The 20,562-nt window shown below is 65.3% G+C and carries 19 protein-coding genes; 13 read left to right on the forward strand and 6 right to left on the reverse strand.

Annotated features, from left to right (window positions below; genetic code table 11):
- The 4 genes from ACIPUD_RS25100 (at position 1) to ACIPUD_RS25115 (ending at position 4,185) form a co-directional block, all read left to right on the forward strand.
- Complete coding sequence (locus ACIPUD_RS25100; RefSeq protein WP_018454912.1) at positions 1-1,164, forward strand: PA0069 family radical SAM protein; 1,164 nt, start codon at positions 1-3, stop codon at positions 1,162-1,164.
- A gap of 23 nt (positions 1,165-1,187) precedes the next feature.
- Positions 1,188-1,643, forward strand: coding sequence for a VOC family protein (locus ACIPUD_RS25105; RefSeq protein ID WP_018454911.1), 456 nt, complete (start codon positions 1,188-1,190; stop codon positions 1,641-1,643).
- Positions 1,644-1,720: 77 nt separating this feature from the next.
- Positions 1,721-2,578 carry a ribonuclease HII gene (locus tag ACIPUD_RS25110; protein WP_204513850.1) on the forward strand — a complete coding sequence of 286 codons (858 nt, stop codon included), beginning with the start codon at positions 1,721-1,723 and terminating at the stop codon, positions 2,576-2,578.
- A gap of 98 nt (positions 2,579-2,676) precedes the next feature.
- Positions 2,677-4,185 (forward strand): glycosyltransferase family 39 protein, encoded by a 1,509-nt coding sequence (locus tag ACIPUD_RS25115; protein ID WP_018454909.1) that lies wholly within the window; start codon positions 2,677-2,679, stop codon positions 4,183-4,185.
- A 124-nt stretch (positions 4,186-4,309) separates the two neighbouring features.
- Here the strand turns inward: ACIPUD_RS25115 and ACIPUD_RS25120 are convergent, their stop codons facing one another.
- Entirely contained in the window at positions 4,310-5,119 is an 810-nt protein-coding gene (locus ACIPUD_RS25120) for a uracil-DNA glycosylase (protein ID WP_018454908.1), read from the reverse strand.
- Positions 5,120-5,254: 135 nt separating this feature from the next.
- Here ACIPUD_RS25120 and ACIPUD_RS25125 point away from each other — a divergent pair, with 135 nt between their 5' ends.
- The 3 genes from ACIPUD_RS25125 (at position 5,255) to ACIPUD_RS25135 (ending at position 9,963) form a co-directional block, all read left to right on the forward strand.
- Positions 5,255-6,916, forward strand: coding sequence for an electron transfer flavoprotein-ubiquinone oxidoreductase (locus ACIPUD_RS25125; RefSeq protein ID WP_018454907.1), 1,662 nt, complete (start codon positions 5,255-5,257; stop codon positions 6,914-6,916).
- Between the two features lie 331 nt (positions 6,917-7,247).
- The gene (locus ACIPUD_RS25130; protein WP_026232840.1) at positions 7,248-9,050 is read left to right on the forward strand and encodes a tetratricopeptide repeat protein; all 1,803 of its coding nucleotides are present in this window, start codon (positions 7,248-7,250) and stop codon (positions 9,048-9,050) included.
- Between the two features lie 28 nt (positions 9,051-9,078).
- Complete coding sequence (locus ACIPUD_RS25135) at positions 9,079-9,963, forward strand: 4-(cytidine 5'-diphospho)-2-C-methyl-D-erythritol kinase (RefSeq protein ID WP_018454905.1); 885 nt, start codon at positions 9,079-9,081, stop codon at positions 9,961-9,963.
- Between the two features lie 27 nt (positions 9,964-9,990).
- On the opposite strand, the gene ACIPUD_RS25140 is transcribed toward ACIPUD_RS25135, so the two are convergent.
- The 5 genes from ACIPUD_RS25140 to ACIPUD_RS25160 all read right to left on the reverse strand — a co-directional run bounded on the left by ACIPUD_RS25140 (position 9,991) and on the right by ACIPUD_RS25160 (position 14,670).
- Positions 9,991-10,866 (reverse strand): alpha/beta fold hydrolase, encoded by an 876-nt coding sequence (locus ACIPUD_RS25140; RefSeq protein ID WP_039799260.1) that lies wholly within the window; start codon positions 10,864-10,866, stop codon positions 9,991-9,993.
- Positions 10,867-10,873: 7 nt separating this feature from the next.
- A complete protein-coding gene (locus ACIPUD_RS25145; protein WP_446481747.1) occupies positions 10,874-11,506 on the reverse strand; it encodes a LysE family translocator in 633 nt (210 codons plus the stop codon).
- Between the two features lie 58 nt (positions 11,507-11,564).
- Positions 11,565-12,821 (reverse strand): beta-ketoacyl-ACP synthase II, encoded by a 1,257-nt coding sequence (gene fabF, locus ACIPUD_RS25150; RefSeq protein ID WP_026232839.1) that lies wholly within the window; start codon positions 12,819-12,821, stop codon positions 11,565-11,567.
- Position 12,822: 1 nt separating this feature from the next.
- Complete coding sequence (locus ACIPUD_RS25155) at positions 12,823-13,338, reverse strand: winged helix-turn-helix transcriptional regulator (RefSeq protein ID WP_018454901.1); 516 nt, start codon at positions 13,336-13,338, stop codon at positions 12,823-12,825.
- 324 nt (positions 13,339-13,662) lie between these two features.
- Entirely contained in the window at positions 13,663-14,670 is a 1,008-nt protein-coding gene (locus tag ACIPUD_RS25160) for a polyprenyl synthetase family protein (RefSeq protein WP_007594965.1), read from the reverse strand.
- Between the two features lie 131 nt (positions 14,671-14,801).
- Here ACIPUD_RS25160 and ACIPUD_RS25165 point away from each other — a divergent pair, with 131 nt between their 5' ends.
- The 6 genes from ACIPUD_RS25165 (at position 14,802) to glyS (ending at position 20,464) form a co-directional block, all read left to right on the forward strand.
- Positions 14,802-15,029, forward strand: a complete 228-nt coding sequence (locus ACIPUD_RS25165; protein ID WP_007607161.1) for a putative signal transducing protein — start codon at positions 14,802-14,804, stop codon at positions 15,027-15,029.
- The gene (locus ACIPUD_RS25170) at positions 15,022-15,792 is read left to right on the forward strand and encodes a tRNA1(Val) (adenine(37)-N6)-methyltransferase (protein ID WP_204513854.1); all 771 of its coding nucleotides are present in this window, start codon (positions 15,022-15,024) and stop codon (positions 15,790-15,792) included. Before ACIPUD_RS25165 ends, ACIPUD_RS25170 begins: the two co-directional genes overlap by 8 nt.
- Positions 15,793-16,003: 211 nt before the next feature.
- Positions 16,004-16,912, forward strand: coding sequence for a S49 family peptidase (locus tag ACIPUD_RS25175; RefSeq protein WP_018454897.1), 909 nt, complete (start codon positions 16,004-16,006; stop codon positions 16,910-16,912).
- A 118-nt stretch (positions 16,913-17,030) separates the two neighbouring features.
- Positions 17,031-17,222 (forward strand): hypothetical protein, encoded by a 192-nt coding sequence (locus ACIPUD_RS25180; RefSeq protein ID WP_085352613.1) that lies wholly within the window; start codon positions 17,031-17,033, stop codon positions 17,220-17,222.
- 195 nt (positions 17,223-17,417) lie between these two features.
- Positions 17,418-18,353, forward strand: a complete 936-nt coding sequence (locus ACIPUD_RS25185) for a glycine--tRNA ligase subunit alpha (RefSeq protein WP_085352612.1) — start codon at positions 17,418-17,420, stop codon at positions 18,351-18,353.
- Positions 18,353-20,464: a glycine--tRNA ligase subunit beta gene (gene glyS / locus ACIPUD_RS25190; protein WP_368508446.1), complete on the forward strand. Its 2,112-nt coding sequence runs from the start codon at positions 18,353-18,355 to the stop codon at positions 20,462-20,464. The genes ACIPUD_RS25185 and glyS overlap by 1 nt, the downstream gene beginning before the upstream one ends.
- Positions 20,465-20,562 lie beyond the last annotated feature (98 nt).

Raw genomic sequence — 20,562 nt, forward strand, 5'->3', positions numbered from 1 at the left:
ATGAGTCCAGCATCCTCTCATGCTCTCAAGCACCCGCCGGTCACGGCGCCCTCCGAGCCGGCGGGTGCGCCTTCTGACTTCCCTGAGCTGGCGGTCGCCATCGACCGTCAGCGCAGGCGAGGCCGGGGCGCGCAGTCCAACGCCAGCGGCCGGTTTGAGGCCGAGGCGCGCGTCGCATTCGACGATGGCTGGCAGAGCCTTGAAGAACTGCCCCCGTTCAAGACCACGGTCGGGATCGACACCTCGCGCAAGGTGATCACCCGCAACGAATCTCCCGACATCGGCTTCGATCGTTCGATCAATCCCTACCGCGGTTGCGAGCACGGCTGCGTCTATTGCTTCGCGCGGCCGACGCATGCCTATCTTGGCCTGTCGCCGGGGCTCGACTTTGAGTCGAAGCTGTTCGTGAAGCCCGAGGCGCCGGCGTTGCTCGAGAAGGAGCTTGCGGCGCCGGGCTACGAGCCGCGGATGATCGCGATCGGCACCAACACCGATCCCTATCAGCCGATCGAGCGCGAGCGCAAAATCATGCGCGGCATTCTGGAGGTGCTGGAGCGCGCCGGCCATCCCGTCGGGATCGTCACCAAGTCGGCGCTGGTCGTGCGCGACATCGACATTCTCGCGCGAATGGCCAAACGCAACCTCGCCAAGGTCGGGATCTCCGTGACCTCGCTCGATCCGAAACTAGCGCGCACCATGGAGCCGCGGGCGTCCACGCCGCCGAAGCGGCTGGAGGCACTGAAGCAGCTTTCCGAGGCTGGCATTCCGACCACCGTCATGGTCGCGCCCGTGATCCCCGCGCTGAACGATTCCGAGATCGAGCGCATCCTGGATGCCGCCGCCCATGCCGGCGTCAAGGAGGCCTCCTACGTGTTGCTGCGGTTGCCGCTCGAGGTGCGCGATCTCTTTCGGGAATGGCTGATGGCGAACTATCCGGACCGGTATCGCCACGTCTTCACGCTGATCCGCGACATGCGCGGCGGCCGTGACTACGATGCGAAATGGGGCGAGCGCATGAAGGGCACCGGCCCGATGGCCTGGACCATCGGCCGCCGCTTCGAGATCGCTTGCGACAGGCTCGGGCTGAACAAACGGCGCGCCAAGCTGACGACGGATCATTTTGCCAAGCCGAAGCGGAACGGCGATCAGCTCAGCCTGTTCTGAGGGACGAAGTGAGAGAGGCGTCTATGAGTAAGGAACCGCCAGCTCCTATCCCGCGGCTGACCGTCATCACGCTGGGCGTGAACGACATCCGCGCCAGCATTGCCTTTTACGACGCGCTCGGTTTCTCGCGCCGGCTCAAGGTAACCGGCGAGACCGTTGCGTTCTATGACACCGGCGGTCCGGTGCTCGCGTTGTTTCCCTGGGATCAACTCGCGGTCGACGCCAAATTGCCTGATCATCCGAGGCCATCGACGTTCCGCGGCATGACGCTCGCCTGGAATTGCCGCGCGCGTGAGGAGGTGGATGCGGTGCTGGTCTTCGCCGTCAGCAAGGGAGCCGCGTTGCTGAAGGCAGCACATGAGACCGACTACGGCGGCTATTCCGGCTATTTCGCCGATCCTGACGGCCATCCCTGGGAGGTCGTGGTCGCGCCCGGCATCGACGTCGGCGAGGACCGGCGGGTGCATCTGGCGGAATAGGGCGGCTGGCTTGAATAACGGGAATTGTTCGAGGTTCCCGATTGCGCAGGCCATGCCGCTTGCGCACGATCCCGGCCATGATTCGGGATCAATCCGCCAAGAAGCCGGCCAAAGGCGCGCCCAAAAAGGCTGCGCCTAAGAGCGAGAAGGCTGCGCCTGAGAACAAGAAAGCTGCGCCCAAAAAAATCGCCAAGGCGCTGGCCGGCACAAAGAGCGCCATCATCGTTGCCCCAAGCTTCCGCCGTGAGCGCGCGCTGATCAAGCGCGGCGTTTGGCCGGTAGCGGGCTGCGATGAGGCGGGCCGCGGGCCACTGGCCGGTCCGGTGGTGGCGGCGGCGGTGATTCTCGATCCCGACCGCATCCCGCGCGGCATCGACGATTCCAAGCGCCTGACGGCCGAGGAGCGCGAAAGGCTGTTCGGCAAGATCTGCGCGACCGCCCAGGTCTCGGTGGCCGTCGCCTCGCGCTCCCGCATCGACCGCGACAACATCCTGCGCGCCTCGCTGTGGGCGCTGAAGCGCGCCGTGGTGGCGCTGCCCCAGCAGCCGCGGCACGTCTTCGTCGACGGCCGCGACCGGCTCGACACGGAATGCGATTGCGAGGCCGTGATCGGCGGCGACGGCATCGTCCTGTCGATCGCAGCGGCCTCGATCATCGCCAAGGTAACGCGGGACCGCCTGATGTGCGCGTTGGCGCAGGACTGTCCCGGCTACGGTTTCGAGCAGCATAAGGGCTACGCCGTGCCCGAGCACCTCGACGCGCTCAACCGCCTCGGTCCCACCGTCCACCACCGCAGCTTCTTCGCCCCCGTCGCCGCCGCACGCGCCAAGCACATGCCCTGGACGGTCGAGCCGGCGCAGGATCTGTTTGCGGTGACCGAGATCGAGCTGCAGGTGGACGCGAGCCTGGAAGTCGACGCGTCGGCAAATCTCTAGACGAGACTCAGTTGCCACGACGCGTCACGCCCTTTATCAAAACAGTCGTGAGCGAATAGGGCCGGCTTCACGGGTTGGCTGCATCTTTCGGACGTTGCATGCGGTTTACCTCCCTGGTCATCGAGCTCATTCGCGCGCGGCCGCGGCTGATCGTCTGGATCGCCGTGCTGCTCCAGGCCGCGATGTGGCTGTTCGTGGCGCTGGTGTTTTATCGCAGCCCGCCCGGCAGTCTCGCGACCCTGCTGGCCTTCGGCCGCGAATACCAGGTCGGCACCGATCTCGGGCCGCCCTTGCCGGTCTGGCTCGCCGACATCGCCTATCGCGCTGCCGGCGGCCACCTGTTCGGTGTCTACGTGCTGGCCGAGCTCTGCGGGATCGCGACGTTGATCACGCTCTATCATCTGTCCCGCGCGGTGGTCGGCCCCCAGCAGGCAGTGCTGGCCGTGCTGCTGACCATGACGCTGCTGGCCTTCTCCTCGCCCACACTCGACTTCGGCCCTCTGGTGCTGGCGCGACCGCTCTGGGCGCTGCTGCTGCTGCATTCCTGGCAGATCATCGGACAGCGCCGCGGCAACGCCTGGTTTGCCTGGTCGATCGAGGCCGGCCTCTTGCTGTTGACGACGCCGGCTGCGATCTTCCTGCTGCTGCTGATCGTCGTCTTCGCGCTCGCAACCGCGGACGGCCGCCGCACGTTGCGTGCCTTCGACCCGCTGTTTGCGCTGGTGGTCGTCGCCGTGCTGGCATTGCCCTATGCCGTCTGGCTGACGCGCGCCGAGGCGCTCGTCCTGCCGGCCCTGCCTGAGGTCGCCCAGCTCAATGCCCGTGCGCTGCACGCGGCCTGGCTGCTCGGGGGGCTCCTGCTCGGTGCGGCGGCGATCCCGGCGCTGACCGTCCTCAACACCGGCCTGTTCGTGCCCAAGAGCGAGGAGGCGCCGATCATCTACCGCCCGCCGGTCGAGCCGCTCGCACGTAATTTCGTCTATTTCTTCGCGCTGGCGCCGGCGCTCGGCGCGGTGCTGATCTCCGGCCTGCTGGGCCTCGACGCCGTCGTCGGCGGCGCCGGCGTCGTGCTGGTGTTGTCGGGGCTTGCCGTGGTCGTGGGGGCCGGCGATCTCATCGCGATGCGCCGCGCGAGGATGCTGCGGATGGTCTGGGCGGCTGCCGTCGTGGCGCCCGCAATCGGCGTCGTGCTCGCCGTCCTGCTGCTGCCGTGGACCGGTGCCAACGAGATCGCGACCTCGATGCCGGCCCGCGCGATTTCGGACTTCTTCGACGAGAGCTTTGCCCGCCGCACCAATCATCGCCTGCGCGCGGTCGCCGGCGAGACCCAGCTTGCGAGCTTGATCACGCTGCATTCCGGCCGGCCGCATCTCTTCATCGATGCCGAGCCCGCGCGTACACCCTGGATCAATCAGGCCAAATTCAGCGAGACCGGCGGCGTCGTGGTCTGGCGCGCTTCCGATACCGCCGGCACGCCGCCGCCGGACATCCTCGCGCGCTTTCCCGGCATCGTGCCGGAAGTCCCGCGCGCCTTCGAATGGCTGGTGACCGGACGCCAGCAACTCCTGCGCATCGGCTGGGCCATCGTGCGGCCGAAGGGGACTTAGTTGCTCGCTCTTTCGGTGGTCATTGCGAGGAGCCCTTGCGACGAAGCAATCCACAGCCCCTCCGCGGAAAGATTCTGGATTGCTTCGCTGCGCCCGCAATGACGGCGAAAGGCTGTACGGCCCCTCACGCCTCCGCCAGCACCTTCGCGATCGCGCGCAGATCCTGCCAGGCCAGCCGCTTGTACGACGGCGAGCGCAACAGATAGGCGGGATGGAAGGTCGGCAGCGCGCGAATGGTGCGCCCGCCCGTCTCGTAGTCGAACCAGCGGCCGCGGGTACGCATGATGCCTTCGCGGGTCGACAGCAGCGTCTGCGTCGAGGGATTGCCGAGTGTCACCAGCACCTCCGGATTCACCAGCTCGATCTGGCGCTGGATGAACGGCAGGCAGATTTGCGTCTCCTGCGGCGTCGGCGTGCGGTTGCCGGGCGGCCGCCAGGGAATCACGTTGGCGATGTAGGCCGTGGTGCGGTTGAGGCCTATGGCTCCTATCATCAAATCGAGCAGCTTGCCGCTGCGCCCGACGAAGGGCAGCCCCTCGATGTCCTCGTCGCGGCCCGGTGCCTCGCCGACGAACATGATGCGTGCCTGCGGATTGCCGTCGGCGAAAACCAAACGTGTCGCCGTGTGCTTCAGCGCGCAGCCGTCAAAGCTCTGCATCAGCTCGCGCAGCGCCTCCAAGCTTGGCGCGGTGCGTGCGGCCTCGCGCGCCGAGGCGATCGCGATGTCGGGCGCAGGTGCCGCCTCGCCGCGCATCACCGCGGGCGCGGCGACCGGCCGTGGGGCCTCGACTGGAGGTGGCGCGCGCGGGGCCGGAGGTGGAACATCCAATTCCGCCAGGCGGTCGATCGGTTCCTCCGCGAGCGTGCAATCGACTCCGGCCTCCAGATAGAAGGCGAGCAGCTCTCGGACCGTGGGTGCGGGTTCTGGGATCATCGGAAAGTCTGACTATTAGTCCAGTTTGGGGCGCCTTGCACCCCGGCGAAACGCATTTCCGAGGTTGTCCTACCCGGAAAAATCGGAAACAAGAGGGCGCAATCGACCAAGGACCGTCTCAAGGGCTGAGATCAGATGAGCACCGAAGAACTTCCCCCGCGCGAATCCATGGAATTCGACGTCGTCATCGTCGGCGCCGGTCCCTCGGGCCTGGCTGCGGCGATCCGGCTGAAGCAGATCAATGCCGATCTCAATGTCGTGGTGGTGGAGAAGGGCTCCGAGGTCGGTGCGCATATTCTCTCCGGCGCCGTGATCGATCCGGCCGGGCTCGACAAGCTGATCCCGGACTGGCGCGAGGATTCCGATTGTCCGCTCAAGACGCAGGTCAAGGACGACCGCTTCTTCTGGTTCACCGAGACCAGCGCGATCAAGCTGCCGAACTTCATCATGCCGCCGCTGATGGACAATCATCACTGCTATATCGGCTCGCTCGGCAATGTCTGCCGCTGGCTGGCGCGCAAAGCGGAAGCGCTAGGCGTCGAGATCTATCCCGGTTTTGCCGCGGCCGAAGTGCTCTATGACGACAATGGCGCGGTGCGCGGCATCGCCACCGGCGACATGGGGATCGGCCGGGACGGCAAGCCGAAGGACTCCTTTACCCGTGGCATGGAATTGCTCGGCAAGTACACGCTGTTCGCCGAAGGTGCGCGCGGCAGCCTGACCAAGCAGCTGATCTCGAAATACGCGCTCGACACCAAAAGTGAGCCGCCGAAATTTGGCATCGGGCTCAAGGAAGTCTGGCAGATCGATCCGGCTAAGCATCAGAAGGGCCTCGTGCAGCACGCGGTTGGCTGGCCCTTGAACAACAACACCGGCGGCGGCCTGTTCTTCTACCATTATGACGAGAACCTGGTGTCGATCGGTTTCGTCGTTCATCTCAACTACAACGACCCCTATTTGTCGCCATTCGACGAATTCCAGCGCGTCAAGAACCATCCGGCCGTCCGCGCGACGCTTGAAGGCGGCAAGCGGCTGGCTTACGGCGCGCGCGCCATCACCGAAGGCGGGTACCAGTCGGTGCCGCGGCTGAGCTTCCCGGGCGGTGCGCTAATCGGCTGCGCGGCCGGCTTCGTCAACGTGCCCCGGATCAAGGGCGTGCACAATGCCATGGGCACCGGCATGCTCGCGGCCGAACATGTTAACGTGGCTCTCGCTGCGGGCCGCGCCAATGATGAGCTGGTCGAATACGAGAACGGTTGGCGCGATTCCGTCGTCGGTAAGGACCTCTATCCTGTCCGCAATGCCAAGCCGTTGTTGTCGAAGTTCGGCACCTTCATCGGCGCCGGGCTCGGCATCTTCGACATGTGGTGCAACACGCTGTTCGGCGGCTCGCTATTTGGCACCCAGTCGCACGCGAAGCCCGATCGCGCGACGCTCGATCCGGCCAAGACCCACGCGCCGAGAACCTACCCGAAGCCGGACGGCAAGATTTCCTTCGACAAGCTCTCGTCGGTGTTCCTGTCCAATACCAATCATGAGGAGGACCAGCCGGTCCATCTCAAGGTCACGGACATGAACCTCCAGAAGACCTCCGAGCACGACGTGTTTGCCGGTCCCTCGAATCGCTATTGCCCGGCCGGCGTCTATGAGTGGATCGAGGAAGGTTCGGGCCCGCGCTTCCAGATCAATGCCCAGAACTGCGTTCACTGCAAAACCTGCGACGTGAAGGACCCCAACGGCAACATCACCTGGGTTCCCCCGGAGGGCGGCGGCGGTCCGAACTACGAGGCCATGTAGGCTGGGGTCAGCAAGTCACGATCCATGTGACCGAGGCCAATGTGACCAGAGTTGCGTGATCTTCGCCCTGTGACGCACGTTCGCGTGAGAACCCGGCCGCGGTCCCGGTGGTCACGATAAGGCCATACTGGCGGCGTCTTGGGGCGCTCTTGACGGGTCACTTGGCCGATTTGTGCCGTGCGGAGGGGATCGCCCGGCCCGAATCCTTGCGGTGAAGCGCCAAAAGCGGCATTGTCGGCCTGACGGTTCCGGGTCCCCATGCCACCGGCCGCGTTCGCTTGCGATACGGCCTTCTGCAAACCCAGGCACTACCAACTCAAGGCGAGCCCCGATGCTTTCAAATCGTTTCAACCGTTGGACTGTTGCCGCCATTGCCCTCATGGGCTCAGCGATGGCGACGGTCCCCGGCGCGGTCCGGGCGCAGACGCCGGACCATCCGTCCGACACGGCGGCGCAGTTTCCGACCCGAAACGATCTGAAGGCGCTGACCACCTCCGGCAGCTATCTCGCCGCCCGCCACGCCAGCGTCGAGCGCGACGCGGCCTCCGCCGCTGCATTCTATCGCTCGGCCCTGCGCACCGACCCCAAGAACAACGAGCTGCTCGACCGCGCCTTCATCTCCTCGGTCGCCGACGGTGACATCGACGAGGCTGTCAAGCTCGCCGAGCGCATCCTGACCATCGACAAGACCAACCGCGTTGCACGGCTCGTCGTTGGCGTGCACGATCTCAAGTTCAAGAAGTACGCGACCGCGCAGACCAACATCAACCAGTCGATCCGCGGTCCGATCACCGATCTCGTCGCCACGCTGCTGTCGGGCTGGGCCGCCTATGGTGCGGGGGATGCCAAGGGCGGCGTCGCCACCATCGACAAGCTGGCCGGTCCTGAATGGTATCCGCTGTTCAAGGATCTCCATGCCGGCATGATCCTCGAACTCGCCGGCAAGGAGAAAGACGCTGGCACCCGGTTCGAGCGTGCCTACAAGCTCGACGATTCCATGTTGCGTGTCACCGAGGCCTATGCGCGCTGGCTATCTCGCAACAAGGACTCGGCCGCCGCGACCACGGTCTACCAGGCTTTCGACAAGAAGCTCGCCCGCCATCCGCTGATCGTGGAAGGGTTGCGCGACACCAAGGCCGGCAAGAAGATGCCGCCGCTGGTCGATAGCGCGCAAGCCGGCGCCGCAGAAGCACTCTACGGCATCGGCGCCACACTGACCCGCCGCGGCGGCGAGGATCTGGCGCTGGTCTACCTCCAGCTCTCGCTCTACCTGCAGCCCACCCATCCCCTGGCGCTGCTCTCGCTCGCCGATCTCTATGAATCGGTGAAGCGGCCGCAGATGGCGATCAAGGTCTACGAGCGGGTGCCGTCGTCCTCTCCACTCAAGCGCAACGCCCAAATCCAGCTCGCCATCGATCTGGATTCCGCCGACCGCACCGACGAGGCGATCAAGATCCTCAAGGGCGTCACCACTGAGGATCCCAAGGATCTCGAAGCCATCATGGCGCTCGGCAACATCGAGCGCGGCCGCAAGAAGTTCGGCGAATGCGGCGCGACCTATTCGCAAGGCGTCGACGTGCTGCCGGCCGGCAACGATAAGGCCAACAGCGTCTGGTATTATTATCGCGGCATCTGCGAGGAGCGCTCCAAGCAGTGGGGCAAGGCCGAAGCCGACATGAAGAAGGCGCTCGAGCTGCAACCCGACCAGCCGCACGTCCTCAACTATCTCGGCTATTCCTGGATTGACCAGGGCATCAATCTCGACGAAGGCATGAAGATGATCAAGCGGGCAGTCGAGCAGCGCCCGGATGACGGCTACATCGTCGACTCCCTTGGCTGGGCCTATTACCGCATCGGCAATTACGAGGACGCGGTGAAGAACCTCGAGCGCGCCATTGATCTCAAGCCCGAGGATCCCACGATCAACGATCACCTTGGCGACGCCTATTGGCGCGTCGGCCGCACGCTGGAAGCCAAGTTCCAGTGGGCCCACGCCCGCGATCTCAAGCCCGAAGCGGATGAGCTTCCGAAGATCGAGGCCAAGATTGCAAACGGTATGACCGACGACAATTCGAACTCCTCGGCTGCGCAGGCGGAGAAGGAGAAGAAGAAGGACGACGGCAAGGGCGGCTGAGTGAGTTGAAGTTGGGGGCGTGTCGTCAATGCCGGCGTTGATTGAAGAAGGGCGCGCGAAGGTCAATCTGAGCCTTCGCGTGGTCGGCCGTCGTGCCGACGGCTATCATGATCTCGAAAGCGTGGTCGCCTTTGCCGACTGCGCCGACCGGCTCACGCTGGAGCCCGGCGGCGAGCTGAAGCTCACCACGACGGGGCCGCTCGCCGCGGCCTGCGGCAATATGGCCGACAACCTCGTGTTCAAGGCGGCCAAGCTCCTGGCCGAAGCCGTCCCGAACCTGAAGCTGGGCGCCTTCGCGCTCGACAAGGTGCTCCCGGTCGCCGCCGGCATCGGCGGCGGCTCGGCCGACGCCGCGGCGGCGCTGCGGTTGCTGGCGCGCCTCAACGATCTGTCGCTCGACGACGCCCGCCTCCAGAAGGTTGCGCTTGCGACCGGCGCCGACGTGCCGGTGTGTCTGTTCTCGCGCGCCTGCGACATGACCGGTGTCGGCGAGCAGCTGCTGCCCTTGATGCTGCCGAGCATGCCCTGCGTGATGGTCAATCCACGCGTGCCGGTCGCGACAAAGGACGTGTTCCAGGAGCTGGGCCTGCGCAACGGCGAACTCCTGGTCGGCGCCACGTCCGTCTTCGACGGCCCGGCCTGGCCAGGCGAGGGCGCCTCCATCGCCGACTGGATCGATACTCTCGAGACCGTCGCCAATGATCTCGAAGCGCCTGCGATGCGCATCAAGCCGGTGATTGGCGACGTGCTGGAAGCCTTGCGTGGCTCCGCCGGCGTCAAGCTCGCCCGCATGTCCGGCTCGGGGGCGACGTGCTTTGCGATCTATGGCGCATCTGCCGAGGCGCATGCCGCCGCCGAGAATATCCGCAGGGATCATTCCGGCTGGTGGGTGCACTCGGGAACGCTGAGCTAGATCTGCAATGACGCGGATGTTGCGGAGCTAGCCCGCAGCGTCCTCGCCAAGCCCGAGAAACCGCCGGATCTCACCCAACACCTCCTGCGGCTTGTCATGCTGCAGCCAGTGTCCGGCCCCTGCAATGGTCTCGACGCGCGCCTGCGGAAAGTAGCGCTCCAGCCCCGCGGCCCTCGCGCCAGCCAGAAAGCTTTCGCCGGCATTCAAGAGCAGCGTCGGACAGGTGATGCGCGACCACAGCGCGATGTGATCGTCCGGCCAGAGCCGGTGCGGCGCAGAGGCGCGCTGGTAGGGATCGAACTTCCAGCTATAGGTGCCGTCCTCGTTCTGCCGCGCGCCGTGGGTGGCGAGATGCAGCGCGAGCTCGCGAGACAGCCGCTTGTTGTGAAGGACCATCTGCGCCGCCGCGTCTTCGAGGGTCGAATAGCGGCGCGGTGCGCGGTCGTGCAACTTGTCGAGCTGACCGACCCACTTGCCGATCCGCTCATGCACCGGCGGTTTTGGTGTATCCGGCAACATCGTCACGCCGTCGAGCACGACCAGCTTCGAGACCTGTTCGGGGAATGCCCCTGTAAAGATCAGGCTGACCATGCCGCCCATAGAATGGCCGATGAGAGTGACTTGAGGCGCCGCGATGGCACGGACGAGCTGGGCCAGATCGTACACATACTCCGTCAGCGCGTAGCTGCCGCCCCTGGTCCAGTCGGAATCGCCGTGACCGCGCAGGTCCGGTGCGAGCACGTGAAAATGCGGCTGCAGCGACCGGGCGATGACGTCCCAGCTCCGGCAGTGATCGCGGCCGCCGTGAACCAGGATGGCGACCGGCGCGCCGTCGTTGCCCCAGTCGGCATAGTGCAGCCGCAGGCCGTGAGACTCGTAAATGCGGCTTTGCGGGGCGGGCATGGTGGCGCTATCCATTCACGGGCCGCCGCGCCAGTGCGAGCGACAGGCCGAGCCCTGCGATGAAGACGCCGGAGCCCTGGGTGAGACGTCGCATCAGATGCGGGCGTCCGATCAACTGCGTACGTGTCGCGGAGGCCATCAGCACCACCACGATATCGGCGAGCGTGTTCAGCATCACCGAGAGCGCGCCCAACGTGATGAATTGCAGTGTCGGGTTCGATCCCGCCGGGTCAAGGAACTGCGGAATGAAGGCGAGGAAGAAGGCGGCGGTCTTCGGGTTCAGCGCCTCGACCAGCACGCCGTCGCGAAAGGCGCGCTTGTCGCCGACGGGCTTGCTGTCGAATGACGGCGCGCGGCTGGCGCTGCGAAAAGTCCTGATGCCGAGCCAGACGAGATAAAGTGCGCCGACGAATTTCACGGCGGCAAACAGCTCGGCGCTGGCAAGAATGATCGCGGAGATGCCGAAGCTGCCCGCGACCACATGAACCAGCCCGCCGAGCGCGGTGCCCGCGGTCGATGCAAAACCGCTGCCGCGCCCTTCCGATAGGGTCCGTGCCGCGACGTAGAAAATGCCGGGGCCGGGAACGGCGGCGATGAGACAAGCGGCGGCCAGGAACAGCCAGAAATTCGTGTTGATCATCCTGCTTTGGTAGCGATGCTTGCCGCGATTGCAAGGCCCGTCGACTAAGGCCCGTCGTTCAGCCCATCCGGCGGAAGATCACGCTGGCATTCACCCCGCCGAAGCCGAACCCGTTCGAGATCGCGTGCTGCATCGGCATCGGTCGCGCCACACCGGCGACGATGTCGATGCCGTCAGCGGCGGGATCAGGGTTTTCGAGATTGAGCGTCGGCGGCGCGATCTGGTCGCGCAGGGCGAGCACGGTGAAGACCGCTTCGAGGCCACCGGCGGCGCCGAGCAGATGCCCGGTGGCCGATTTGGTCGCGCTCACCGCGATGCCGCGGTGGCGGCCGAACAGCGCCGCGATCGCGCCAAGCTCGCTCTCGTCGCCGGCCGGCGTCGAGGTCGCATGCGCATTCAGGTGCTGTAAATCCGCGGGCGCAAGCTTGGCCTGCCGGAGCGCGATCTCCATGGCGCGCCGGGCGCCGTCGCCGTCAGGCGGACCCGATGTCATGTGATAGGCGTCCGCGGTCGTACCGTATCCGACGATCTCCGCGATCGGCCTCGCGCCGCGCGCCAATGCATGCTCCAGCTCCTCGATCACCAGGATGCCGGCGCCTTCGCCCATGACAAAACCGTCGCGGTCGCGATCGAACGGGCGCGAGGCGCGGGCGTCATTGAATCCGCTCGACAGTGCGCGGGCCGCGGCAAAGCCGCCGAGGCTGACGATGTCGATGCAGGCTTCCGCGCCGCCGCAGATCGCCACATCAGTCTCGCCCGCGCGGATCATGCGCGCGGCATCGCCGATCGCCTGAACGCCGGCAGCGCAGGCCGTGACCGGTGTGCCCAGCGCTCCCTTGTAGCCGTATTTGATCGAGACGTGGCCGGCGGCGAGATTGGCGAGGAAGGAGGGGATCGTGAACGGCGACAGCCGGCGCGGGCCGCGCTGTTCGGTGATGCGCACCGCCTCCGCCATTGCCGGAAAACCGCCGACGCCGGAGGCGATGATCGTCGCAGTTCGTTCCTGCGCCGCCGCGTCCTGCGGCGTCCAACCGGCCTGCGCAACCGCTTCCGCGGTGGCGAGCAGCGCGAACAGGATGAAGCGGTCCATCTTGCGCTGGTCTTTCGGCGCGGCGGCCTGCGCGGGATCGAAGCCGCCCTCTGCGTCATCGGCCTTGTCGGGCACGAGGCCGGCAATACGTGCGGGCAGCGCCTGCGACCATTCCGGCAGCGGGCGCAGCCCGCTTTGGCCGGCCAGCAGCCGGCGCCACGAAAGTTCGACACCGCAGCCAAGCGGCGACACCGCGCCCATTCCCGTCACGACGATACGACGCATGTCAGTCTCCAGCCGGCGCGACGGCCGGGTTCATGGCTTTGAGCGAGGTCAGCCGTTTACGCATGACACGGCTGGCGCGGGGGCCTGCGACGACGACCGCATTGGTGAGCGTGATCGGCTGCATGTCGGCGGCATCGACCACGACCGGATTGAACGGACGACAATCGTGCCGGTTCGCGAGCAGGATCGCTTCGCCCATCGGTGCGAGATGCTTGTTGCCCCAAGCGAGCAGGGTTGCGACCACGGGGAAGAAGTCCCGGGCCTTGTCCGTCAGCACATATTCGTAGCGCGGCGGCCGTTCATTGTAGCGGCGACGGACGAACATGCCGCTTTCGGTGAGATGGGCCAACCGCCGCGACAGGATGTTCGGCGCGATCCCGAGGCTTTGCGAAAATTCGTCGAACCTCGTTGCGCCCTGGAATGCATCCCGCAGGATCAAAATGCTCCACCATTCGCCGACCGTCTCCACGGCGCGGCCGACCGGACATTCCTGAATGGAGGGGGATTTGGGCTGCATGAGGGGAAGGTAGGTGAGTAGCTTGCAAAATGCAAGTTAGTAGGCGAACCGTTAGAACACTCCGACGGAGGTGTGCCGCAAGATGGCGCACAGGATTTGAATGCAAGTTGGAAGGCGGCCCTCGCACACCTAGCTCGTCATTGCGAGCGAAGCGAAACAATCTAGAGTCCCTTTGCGGGAAGATTCTGGATTGCTTCGCTGCGCTCGCAATGACGCTGTTAATGCGGTGGTGGCGCGACAACGCTGACCGAGGTAATGGGTCCCGGCCTTCGCCGGGACGACACTGAGGGTGTGGCTACCAGCAAGCGCTAAGGATGCAGGTAGCTAATGCGACCGAGCCAGGCAGAACGCCACGACCTGCTCCAGCGCGCTCTTCATCGGCGAGGACGGGAACAGCGCCAGCGCGTCCACGGCCATGGCGCCGTAGTGCTGGGCGCGGCTGCGCGTGTCTTCGAGCGCGCGATGCTTGTTCATCAACCCGATGGCGTGGTCGAGGTCGGTGTCGCCGATCTCACCGCGCTCCAGCGCGCGGATCCAGAAGGCGCGCTCGGTGTCGTTGCCGCGGCGGAAGGCGAGCACGACGGGCAGCGTGATCTTGCCCTCGCGGAAATCGTCGCCGGTGTTCTTGCCGAGCTTGGCGCTCTTGCCGCCATAGTCGAGCACGTCGTCGACGAGCTGGAAGGCGATGCCGAGATTCATGCCGACCGAGCGGCAGGCGGTCTGCTCCGCCTTCGGGCGGTTGGCGATCACGGGCCCGACCTCGCAGGCGGCCGCGAACAGCTCCGCGGTCTTGCCGCGGATTACGGCGAGATATTCGTCTTCGGTGGTCGCGGTGTTCTTGGCGGCGGCAAGCTGCATCACCTCGCCCTCGGCGATGGTGGCGGCGGCCGCGGAGAGAATGTCGAGCGCGCGGAGCGAGCCGACCTCGACCATCATGCGGAAGGCCTGGCCGAGCAGGAAGTCGCCGACCAGCACGCTCGCCTCATTGCCCCAGAGCATGCGCGCCGACAGCTTGCCGCGGCGCATCTCGCTCTCGTCGACGACGTCGTCATGGAGCAGCGTGGCGGTATGCATGAACTCGACGCTGGCGGCGAGTTTGATATGGCCGTCGCCGGTGTAGCCGGCGAGGTTGGCCATGGCCAACGTCAGCATCGGACGCAGGCGCTTGCCCCCGGAGGAGATCAAATGGTTGGCGACCTCCGGGATCATGGTCACGTCCGAACCGGTCCGCGACAGGATCGTGGCGTTGACGCGCTCCATGTCACCGGCGACAAGGGCAACCAGCTCTTCGATCGACGCGCCGGGGGTTTCGAAAGGTACGATGACGGCCACGCCGGTCTCCAATATTTGCCCCGGAAGGGCTATTCTGATGGAAAGACAATAGAAACTGGACGGGGATGCGGCAAGGGCCGTGGAACCATTGACATTTGGCGCTTAATCCCCGTCAGGCAGGAGGCTGTGTTTTGCGAGAACTGGTTCGGACCAACGATATGGTGCTGGTGTCGGCGATCGGCGCGCTGCTCGACGGCGCCAACATCCATCATCTGGTGCTGGACCAGAACATGAGCATCATTGAGGGCTCGCTCGGCATTTTGCCGCGGCGGATCCTGGTCCACGAGGACGACGCCATCGAGGCCCGGCAGCTTCTGACCGAGGCCGGCCTCAGCCACGAACTGCGCGGCGATGAGTGAAGCCCTGACAGACCTCACCGAGGACGCCTTTCTCGGCGGGCAATTGCGGCTGAAGCAGAAGCGGTCTGGCCATCGCGCCGGGCACGACGCCATTCTGCTCGCGGCGGCGACGGAGGCGAGGGCGGGCGACCGTGTCGTCGATCTCGGCGCCGGCATCGGCACGGCGGGCCTTGCGTTGGCTCGGCGCGTCGCCGGGATCAGGCTCGGCCTGCTCGAGATCGATCCGGAGCTGGCGGAGCTTGCGCGCGCCAATGCGGCCGCGAATGCGATTGCCGCCGAGACGATCGTGCTCGACGTCACCGCGGACGCGCAGGCCTTCGCAGCGAGCGGGCTCGCGCCCGACAGCGTCGACGTCGTGCTGATGAACCCGCCCTTCAACGATCCCGCTCGCCATCGCGGTTCGCCCGATCAGGCGCGCCAGATCGCGCATGTGGCGACGGATGAGACGCTGAATGCCTGGGTGCATGCGGCGCGGCGCATCCTCCGATCGCATGGCGCGCTGACATTGATTTGGCGCGCAGATGGGATCGCTGAGGTTTTGGCGGCGCTGTCGCGCGGCTTCGGCAGTCTCGCGATTCTGCCGGTTCACGGTGAAGCCGGGCGGCCCGCGATCCGCGTGCTGGTGCGCGCGGTCAAGGGCGGCAGGGCCCCGGCGCGATTGTTGCCGGGCCTCATGCTCAACGAGGAGTCACGCGTGTCGAAAAAAGAGGTGATGGATATTCTGGAGGGAAGGGCGGTTCTACCCCTGGTGGAACCGTGCTGAGCTATTGCGGAAGCGATTCCGACTGCTGCTCTTGCGGAGTCGTCAGGCGGATCGCCATGAACAGCGCACCGATCAGCAGCATCAGCAGATAGATTTTCATGGTGTTCTCCGCTGGCCCATTGCAGCCTCTCAACGGGTTTTCTGCAAAACACGTTCCGGGCCCTTCCAATGACAGTCGCGTGATAAGAAACGGTTAATCAGAGGTAATGGCATGGCCGAAAAATTGAACGATCGTGAGAGTTCCGGCCTGGCCGACAAGCTCATGCAATATCTGCCGGCGCGCTTCCGTCCCGGCACGGCCGTGGTGCCGGTGGTCCGGCTGTCCGGTGTGATCGGCGCAGTGACGCCGCTGCGCCCGGGCATGACGCTCGCGACGGTTTCGCGGGTTCTGGAGCGGGCGTTTTCGACGCGCAACGCCAAGGCGGTGGCGCTGGTGATCAATTCGCCCGGCGGCTCGCCGGTGCAGTCGCGCCAGATCTACCTGCGCATCAAGCAGCTCGCGGCGGAGAAGAAGCTGCCGGTGCTGGTGTTCGTCGAGGACGTCGCGGCCTCCGGCGGCTACATGATCGCGTGCGCCGGCGACGAGATCATCTGCGATCCGTCCTCGATCCTCGGCTCGATCGGCGTCGTCGGCGGCAGTTTTGGTTTCCAGGAGGCGATCAAGCGGCTCGGCATCGAGCGGCGCCTCTACACCGCCGGCGCGCACAAGGCGATGCTCGATCCGTTTCTCCCTGAAAACCCCGACGACGTCGCCAAGCTCAAGGCGCTCCAGCGCGAGATCCACCAGATCTTCATCGCGCTGGTGAAGGAGAGCCGCGGCGCGCGGTTGAAGGGCTCCGACGACACCCTGTTCACGGGCGAATACTGGGCCGGCGAGAGTTCGATCACGCTGGGGCTCGCCGACAGCATCGGCGATCTCCGCTCAACACTTCGTGCCCGCTATGGCGAAAAGGTTCTCACCCCCGTGATAGCCCAGCCGACCGGTCTGCTCTCCGGCCTTTTGGGCCGGAAATCGCCCGGCGCGGGGCAGCTTTCGGCCATGGAATCAATGGCCAGCCTGCCGGACGACCTGATCTCGGCGGTCGAGACCCGCGCGATCTGGGCGAAATTCGGGTTCTAGACGGCGCCCCTCCGCGCCATTTGGCCCCAAGGAGACTTGAAGCCGTGCCAATTGCCGCGCGGCCCGGTCTGCGCAAGAATGCGCGTGGGGGCTGAGCATTGTGAACAAGGAATGACCGATGCCGCCGTTCGTCGCATTCGCGGGCGTCCTGGGCGGGCTTGCCGTGGTCCGCTGGGCCTACAAGACCGCCGTCAGGATCAACCAGGAGCTGGAGGAGATGCGCCTCTCGCGCGTCGCCGAGGCCGCCCATATGGGGGCCGTCCAGACGCTGAAGCAGGATCCCGTCACCGGAGCCTATCGGCCGGGTTAGCTGCTGCAGTCGTCATGGCCGGACTTGTCCCGGCCATCCACGCCTTGTCTCACCGCACGAAGAACGTGGATGCCCGGGACAAGCCCGGGCATGACGGAGAACTAGGCCCGAATCCACCCCCTTCACCTTGATTCCCACCCTTGCCGTCGATACGGTCCCGCGCGATTCAACCCCCCGCGAGAGCCCGATCTGACGATGGACGCCTCCTTGCCCGCCCATATGCGCCCGGAACGCTCGTTCCAGGGCTTTATCCTCGCGCTCCAGCGGTTCTGGGCCGAGCAGGGCTGCGTGATCCTGCAGCCCTACGACATGGAGATGGGTGCGGGCACCTTCCATCCGGCGACCACGCTGCGCGCGCTCGGGCCAAAGCCCTGGAATGCGGCCTATGTGCAGCCCTCGCGGCGGCCCAAGGACGGCCGCTACGGCGAGAATCCGAACCGGCTGCAGCACTACTACCAGTTCCAGGTGATCATGAAGCCGTCGCCGCCGAACCTTCAGGAGCTGTACCTGCAGTCGCTCGCCGCGATCGGCATCGATTCCGCCGTGCACGACATTCGCTTCGTCGAGGACGATTGGGAGAGCCCGACGCTAGGCGCCTGGGGCCTCGGCTGGGAGTGCTGGTGCGACGGCATGGAAGTCAGCCAGTTCACCTATTTCCAGCAGGTCGCGGGTGTCGAATGCGCGCCGGTCGCCGGCGAGCTCACCTACGGGCTCGAGCGCCTCGCGATGTACGTGCAGGGCGTCGACCGGGTCTACGACCTCAACTTCAACGGCCGCGACGGCGACGCCAAGGTCACCTATGGCGACGTCTTCCTGCAGGCCGAGCGGGAATATTCGAAGCACAATTTCGAAGTGGCCGACACCGCGATGCTGTTCGAGCAGTTCAAGATGGCGGAAGCCGTCTGCCGGAAATACCTCGATGCGGGTTGGAAAGATGGCAAGCGCGAGGCGCATCTGATGTCGCTTCCGGCCTATGACCAGTGCATCAAGGCAAGCCATGTGTTCAACCTGCTCGACGCGCGCGGCGTGATCTCCGTGACGGAGCGGCAGAGCTACATTCTTCGCGTGCGCGAACTGGCAAAAGCTTGCGGCGAGGCCTGGATACATACTGAAGCGGGCGGAGCGACCTGATGCCCGATCTTTTGCTTGAACTTTTCTCGGAAGAAATCCCCGCGCGCATGCAGGCCAAGGCGGCGGACGATCTGCGCCGCATGGTCACCGACAAGCTCGTCGCCGAGGGTCTCGTCTACGAAGGCGCGAAGGCGTTCGCGACGCCGCGCCGCCTTGCGCTTACCGTGCACGGCATCCCTGCGCGCCAGCCTGACCTGAAGACCGAACGCCGCGGACCGAAGATCGGTGCGGCCGACGCGGCCGTGCAGGGTTTTCTGAAAGCGACGGGTTTGACGTCGCTGGACGAGGCCAAGATCCAGCGCGATCCGAAGGGCGACTTCTACATCGCGCTGATCGAGAAGCCCGGCCGCGACGCCATCGACGTGCTCGCGGAAATCCTCCCCGTGATCATCCGCACTTTCCCTTGGCCGAAATCGATGCGCTGGGGCGCGCGCTCCGGCAAGCCGGGCTCGCTGAGCTGGGTGCGTCCGCTGCACGCGATCACCGCGACGTTCGGGCTCGAGACCGAAGAGCCCGATGTCGTCAAATTCTCGGTGGACGGCATCGAGGCCGGCCAGACCACTTACGGTCACCGCTTCATGGCTCCTAGCGCGATTTCCGTCCGCCGCTTCGAGGACTACGAAGCGAAGCTGAAGGCCGCAAAAGTCATCCTCGATCCGCAGGCGCGCAAGGACATCATCTTTGCCGACGCCAAGGAGCTGACCTTTGCGCAAGGGTTCGAACTGGTCGAGGACCAGGTGCTGCTCGATGAGGTTTCGGGTCTCGTCGAATGGCCCGTCGTCATGATGGGATCGTTCGAAGCGGAGTATCTCGCGATCCCCGACGAGGTGATCCGCGCCACCATCCGCAACAACCAGAAGTGCTTCGTCGTCAAAGATCCCGAGACGGGCAAGCTGACCAACAAGTTCGTGCTCACCGCCAACATCGAGGCGCCTGACGGCGGCAAGACCATCGTCGCCGGCAACGAGCGTGTGATCCGTCCGCGCTTGTCGGATGCGAAATTCTTCTACGAGACGGACCTGAAGACGAAGCTGGAAGACCGGCTGCCGAAGTTCGAGCAGATCGTGTTCCACGAGAAGCTCGGCACCCAGGCTGCGCGCATCAAGCGCATCGAGCGTCTCGCCGCAGAGATCGCGCCGCTCGTCGGCGCCGATGTCGCCAAGGCGACGCGCGCCGCGCATCTGGCGAAGGCGGATTTGCTGACCGAAGTCGTCGGCGAATTCCCCGAGGTGCAGGGCCTGATGGGCAAGTACTACGCGCTGGCCCAGGGCGAGGACGCCTCCGTCGCTGCCGCCTGCGAGGAGCACTATAAGCCGCAAGGGCCTGCCGATCGCGTGCCGACCGATCCGGTCAGCGTCGCAGTCGCGCTCGCGGACAAGCTCGACACGCTTGTCGGCTTCTGGGCGATCGACGAAAAGCCGACGGGATCGAAGGATCCGTATGCGCTGCGCCGCGCGGCGCTGGGCGTGATCAGGATTGTGCTCGAAAATCAGACTAAGATTAGTTTGCGAGAACTCGCTTGGGGGCACTTAGAGCGCTCGTACGACAAACAATACTTGGAAGTTGCAGAAAAGCTTGATGATCTGATGGTCTTTTTCGAAGACCGGCTTAAGGTCCAATTGCGAGATCAGAAGGCGCGTTACGATCTCGTCGATGCGGTTCTCAACGCTGGTTCGTTGGTGCAAGGGCATCCAATAGTGGCGGTCGTCCGCCGCGTCGAAGCACTCGGAAAATTCCTCGATACCGACGACGGCAAGAATCTGCTGGCAGGCACCAAGCGCGCCAGCAACATTCTCTCGATCGAGGAGAAGAAGGATAAGCGCTTATTCGACGGCGCACCCGATGCCTCGCTCTACGCTCTCAGCGAGGAGAAGGCGCTGGCCCGCGCGATCGATGAAGTGACGGCCGAAGCCCGTGCCGCCGTCGCCGGGGAAGACTTCGCTGCCGCGATGAGTGCGATGGCCAAGCTGCGTCCGCCGGTCGATGCGTTCTTCGAGAAAGTTCGCGTCAACGACGAGGATGCGAAGGTGCGTGAGAACCGGCTAAAACTGCTTAACGAGATCCGCAGCGCCACGCGTGCGGTGGCGGATTTCTCGAAGATCCAGGATTGAGCGCGTCTTGGCGCAACTGGACACCGTCATGCCCGGGCTTGTCCCGGGCATCCACGTCCTTCTTCGCTCGCGGAGAGGCATGGATGGCCGGGACAAGC

It is taken from the genome of Bradyrhizobium sp. CAR08, assembly GCF_052871955.1.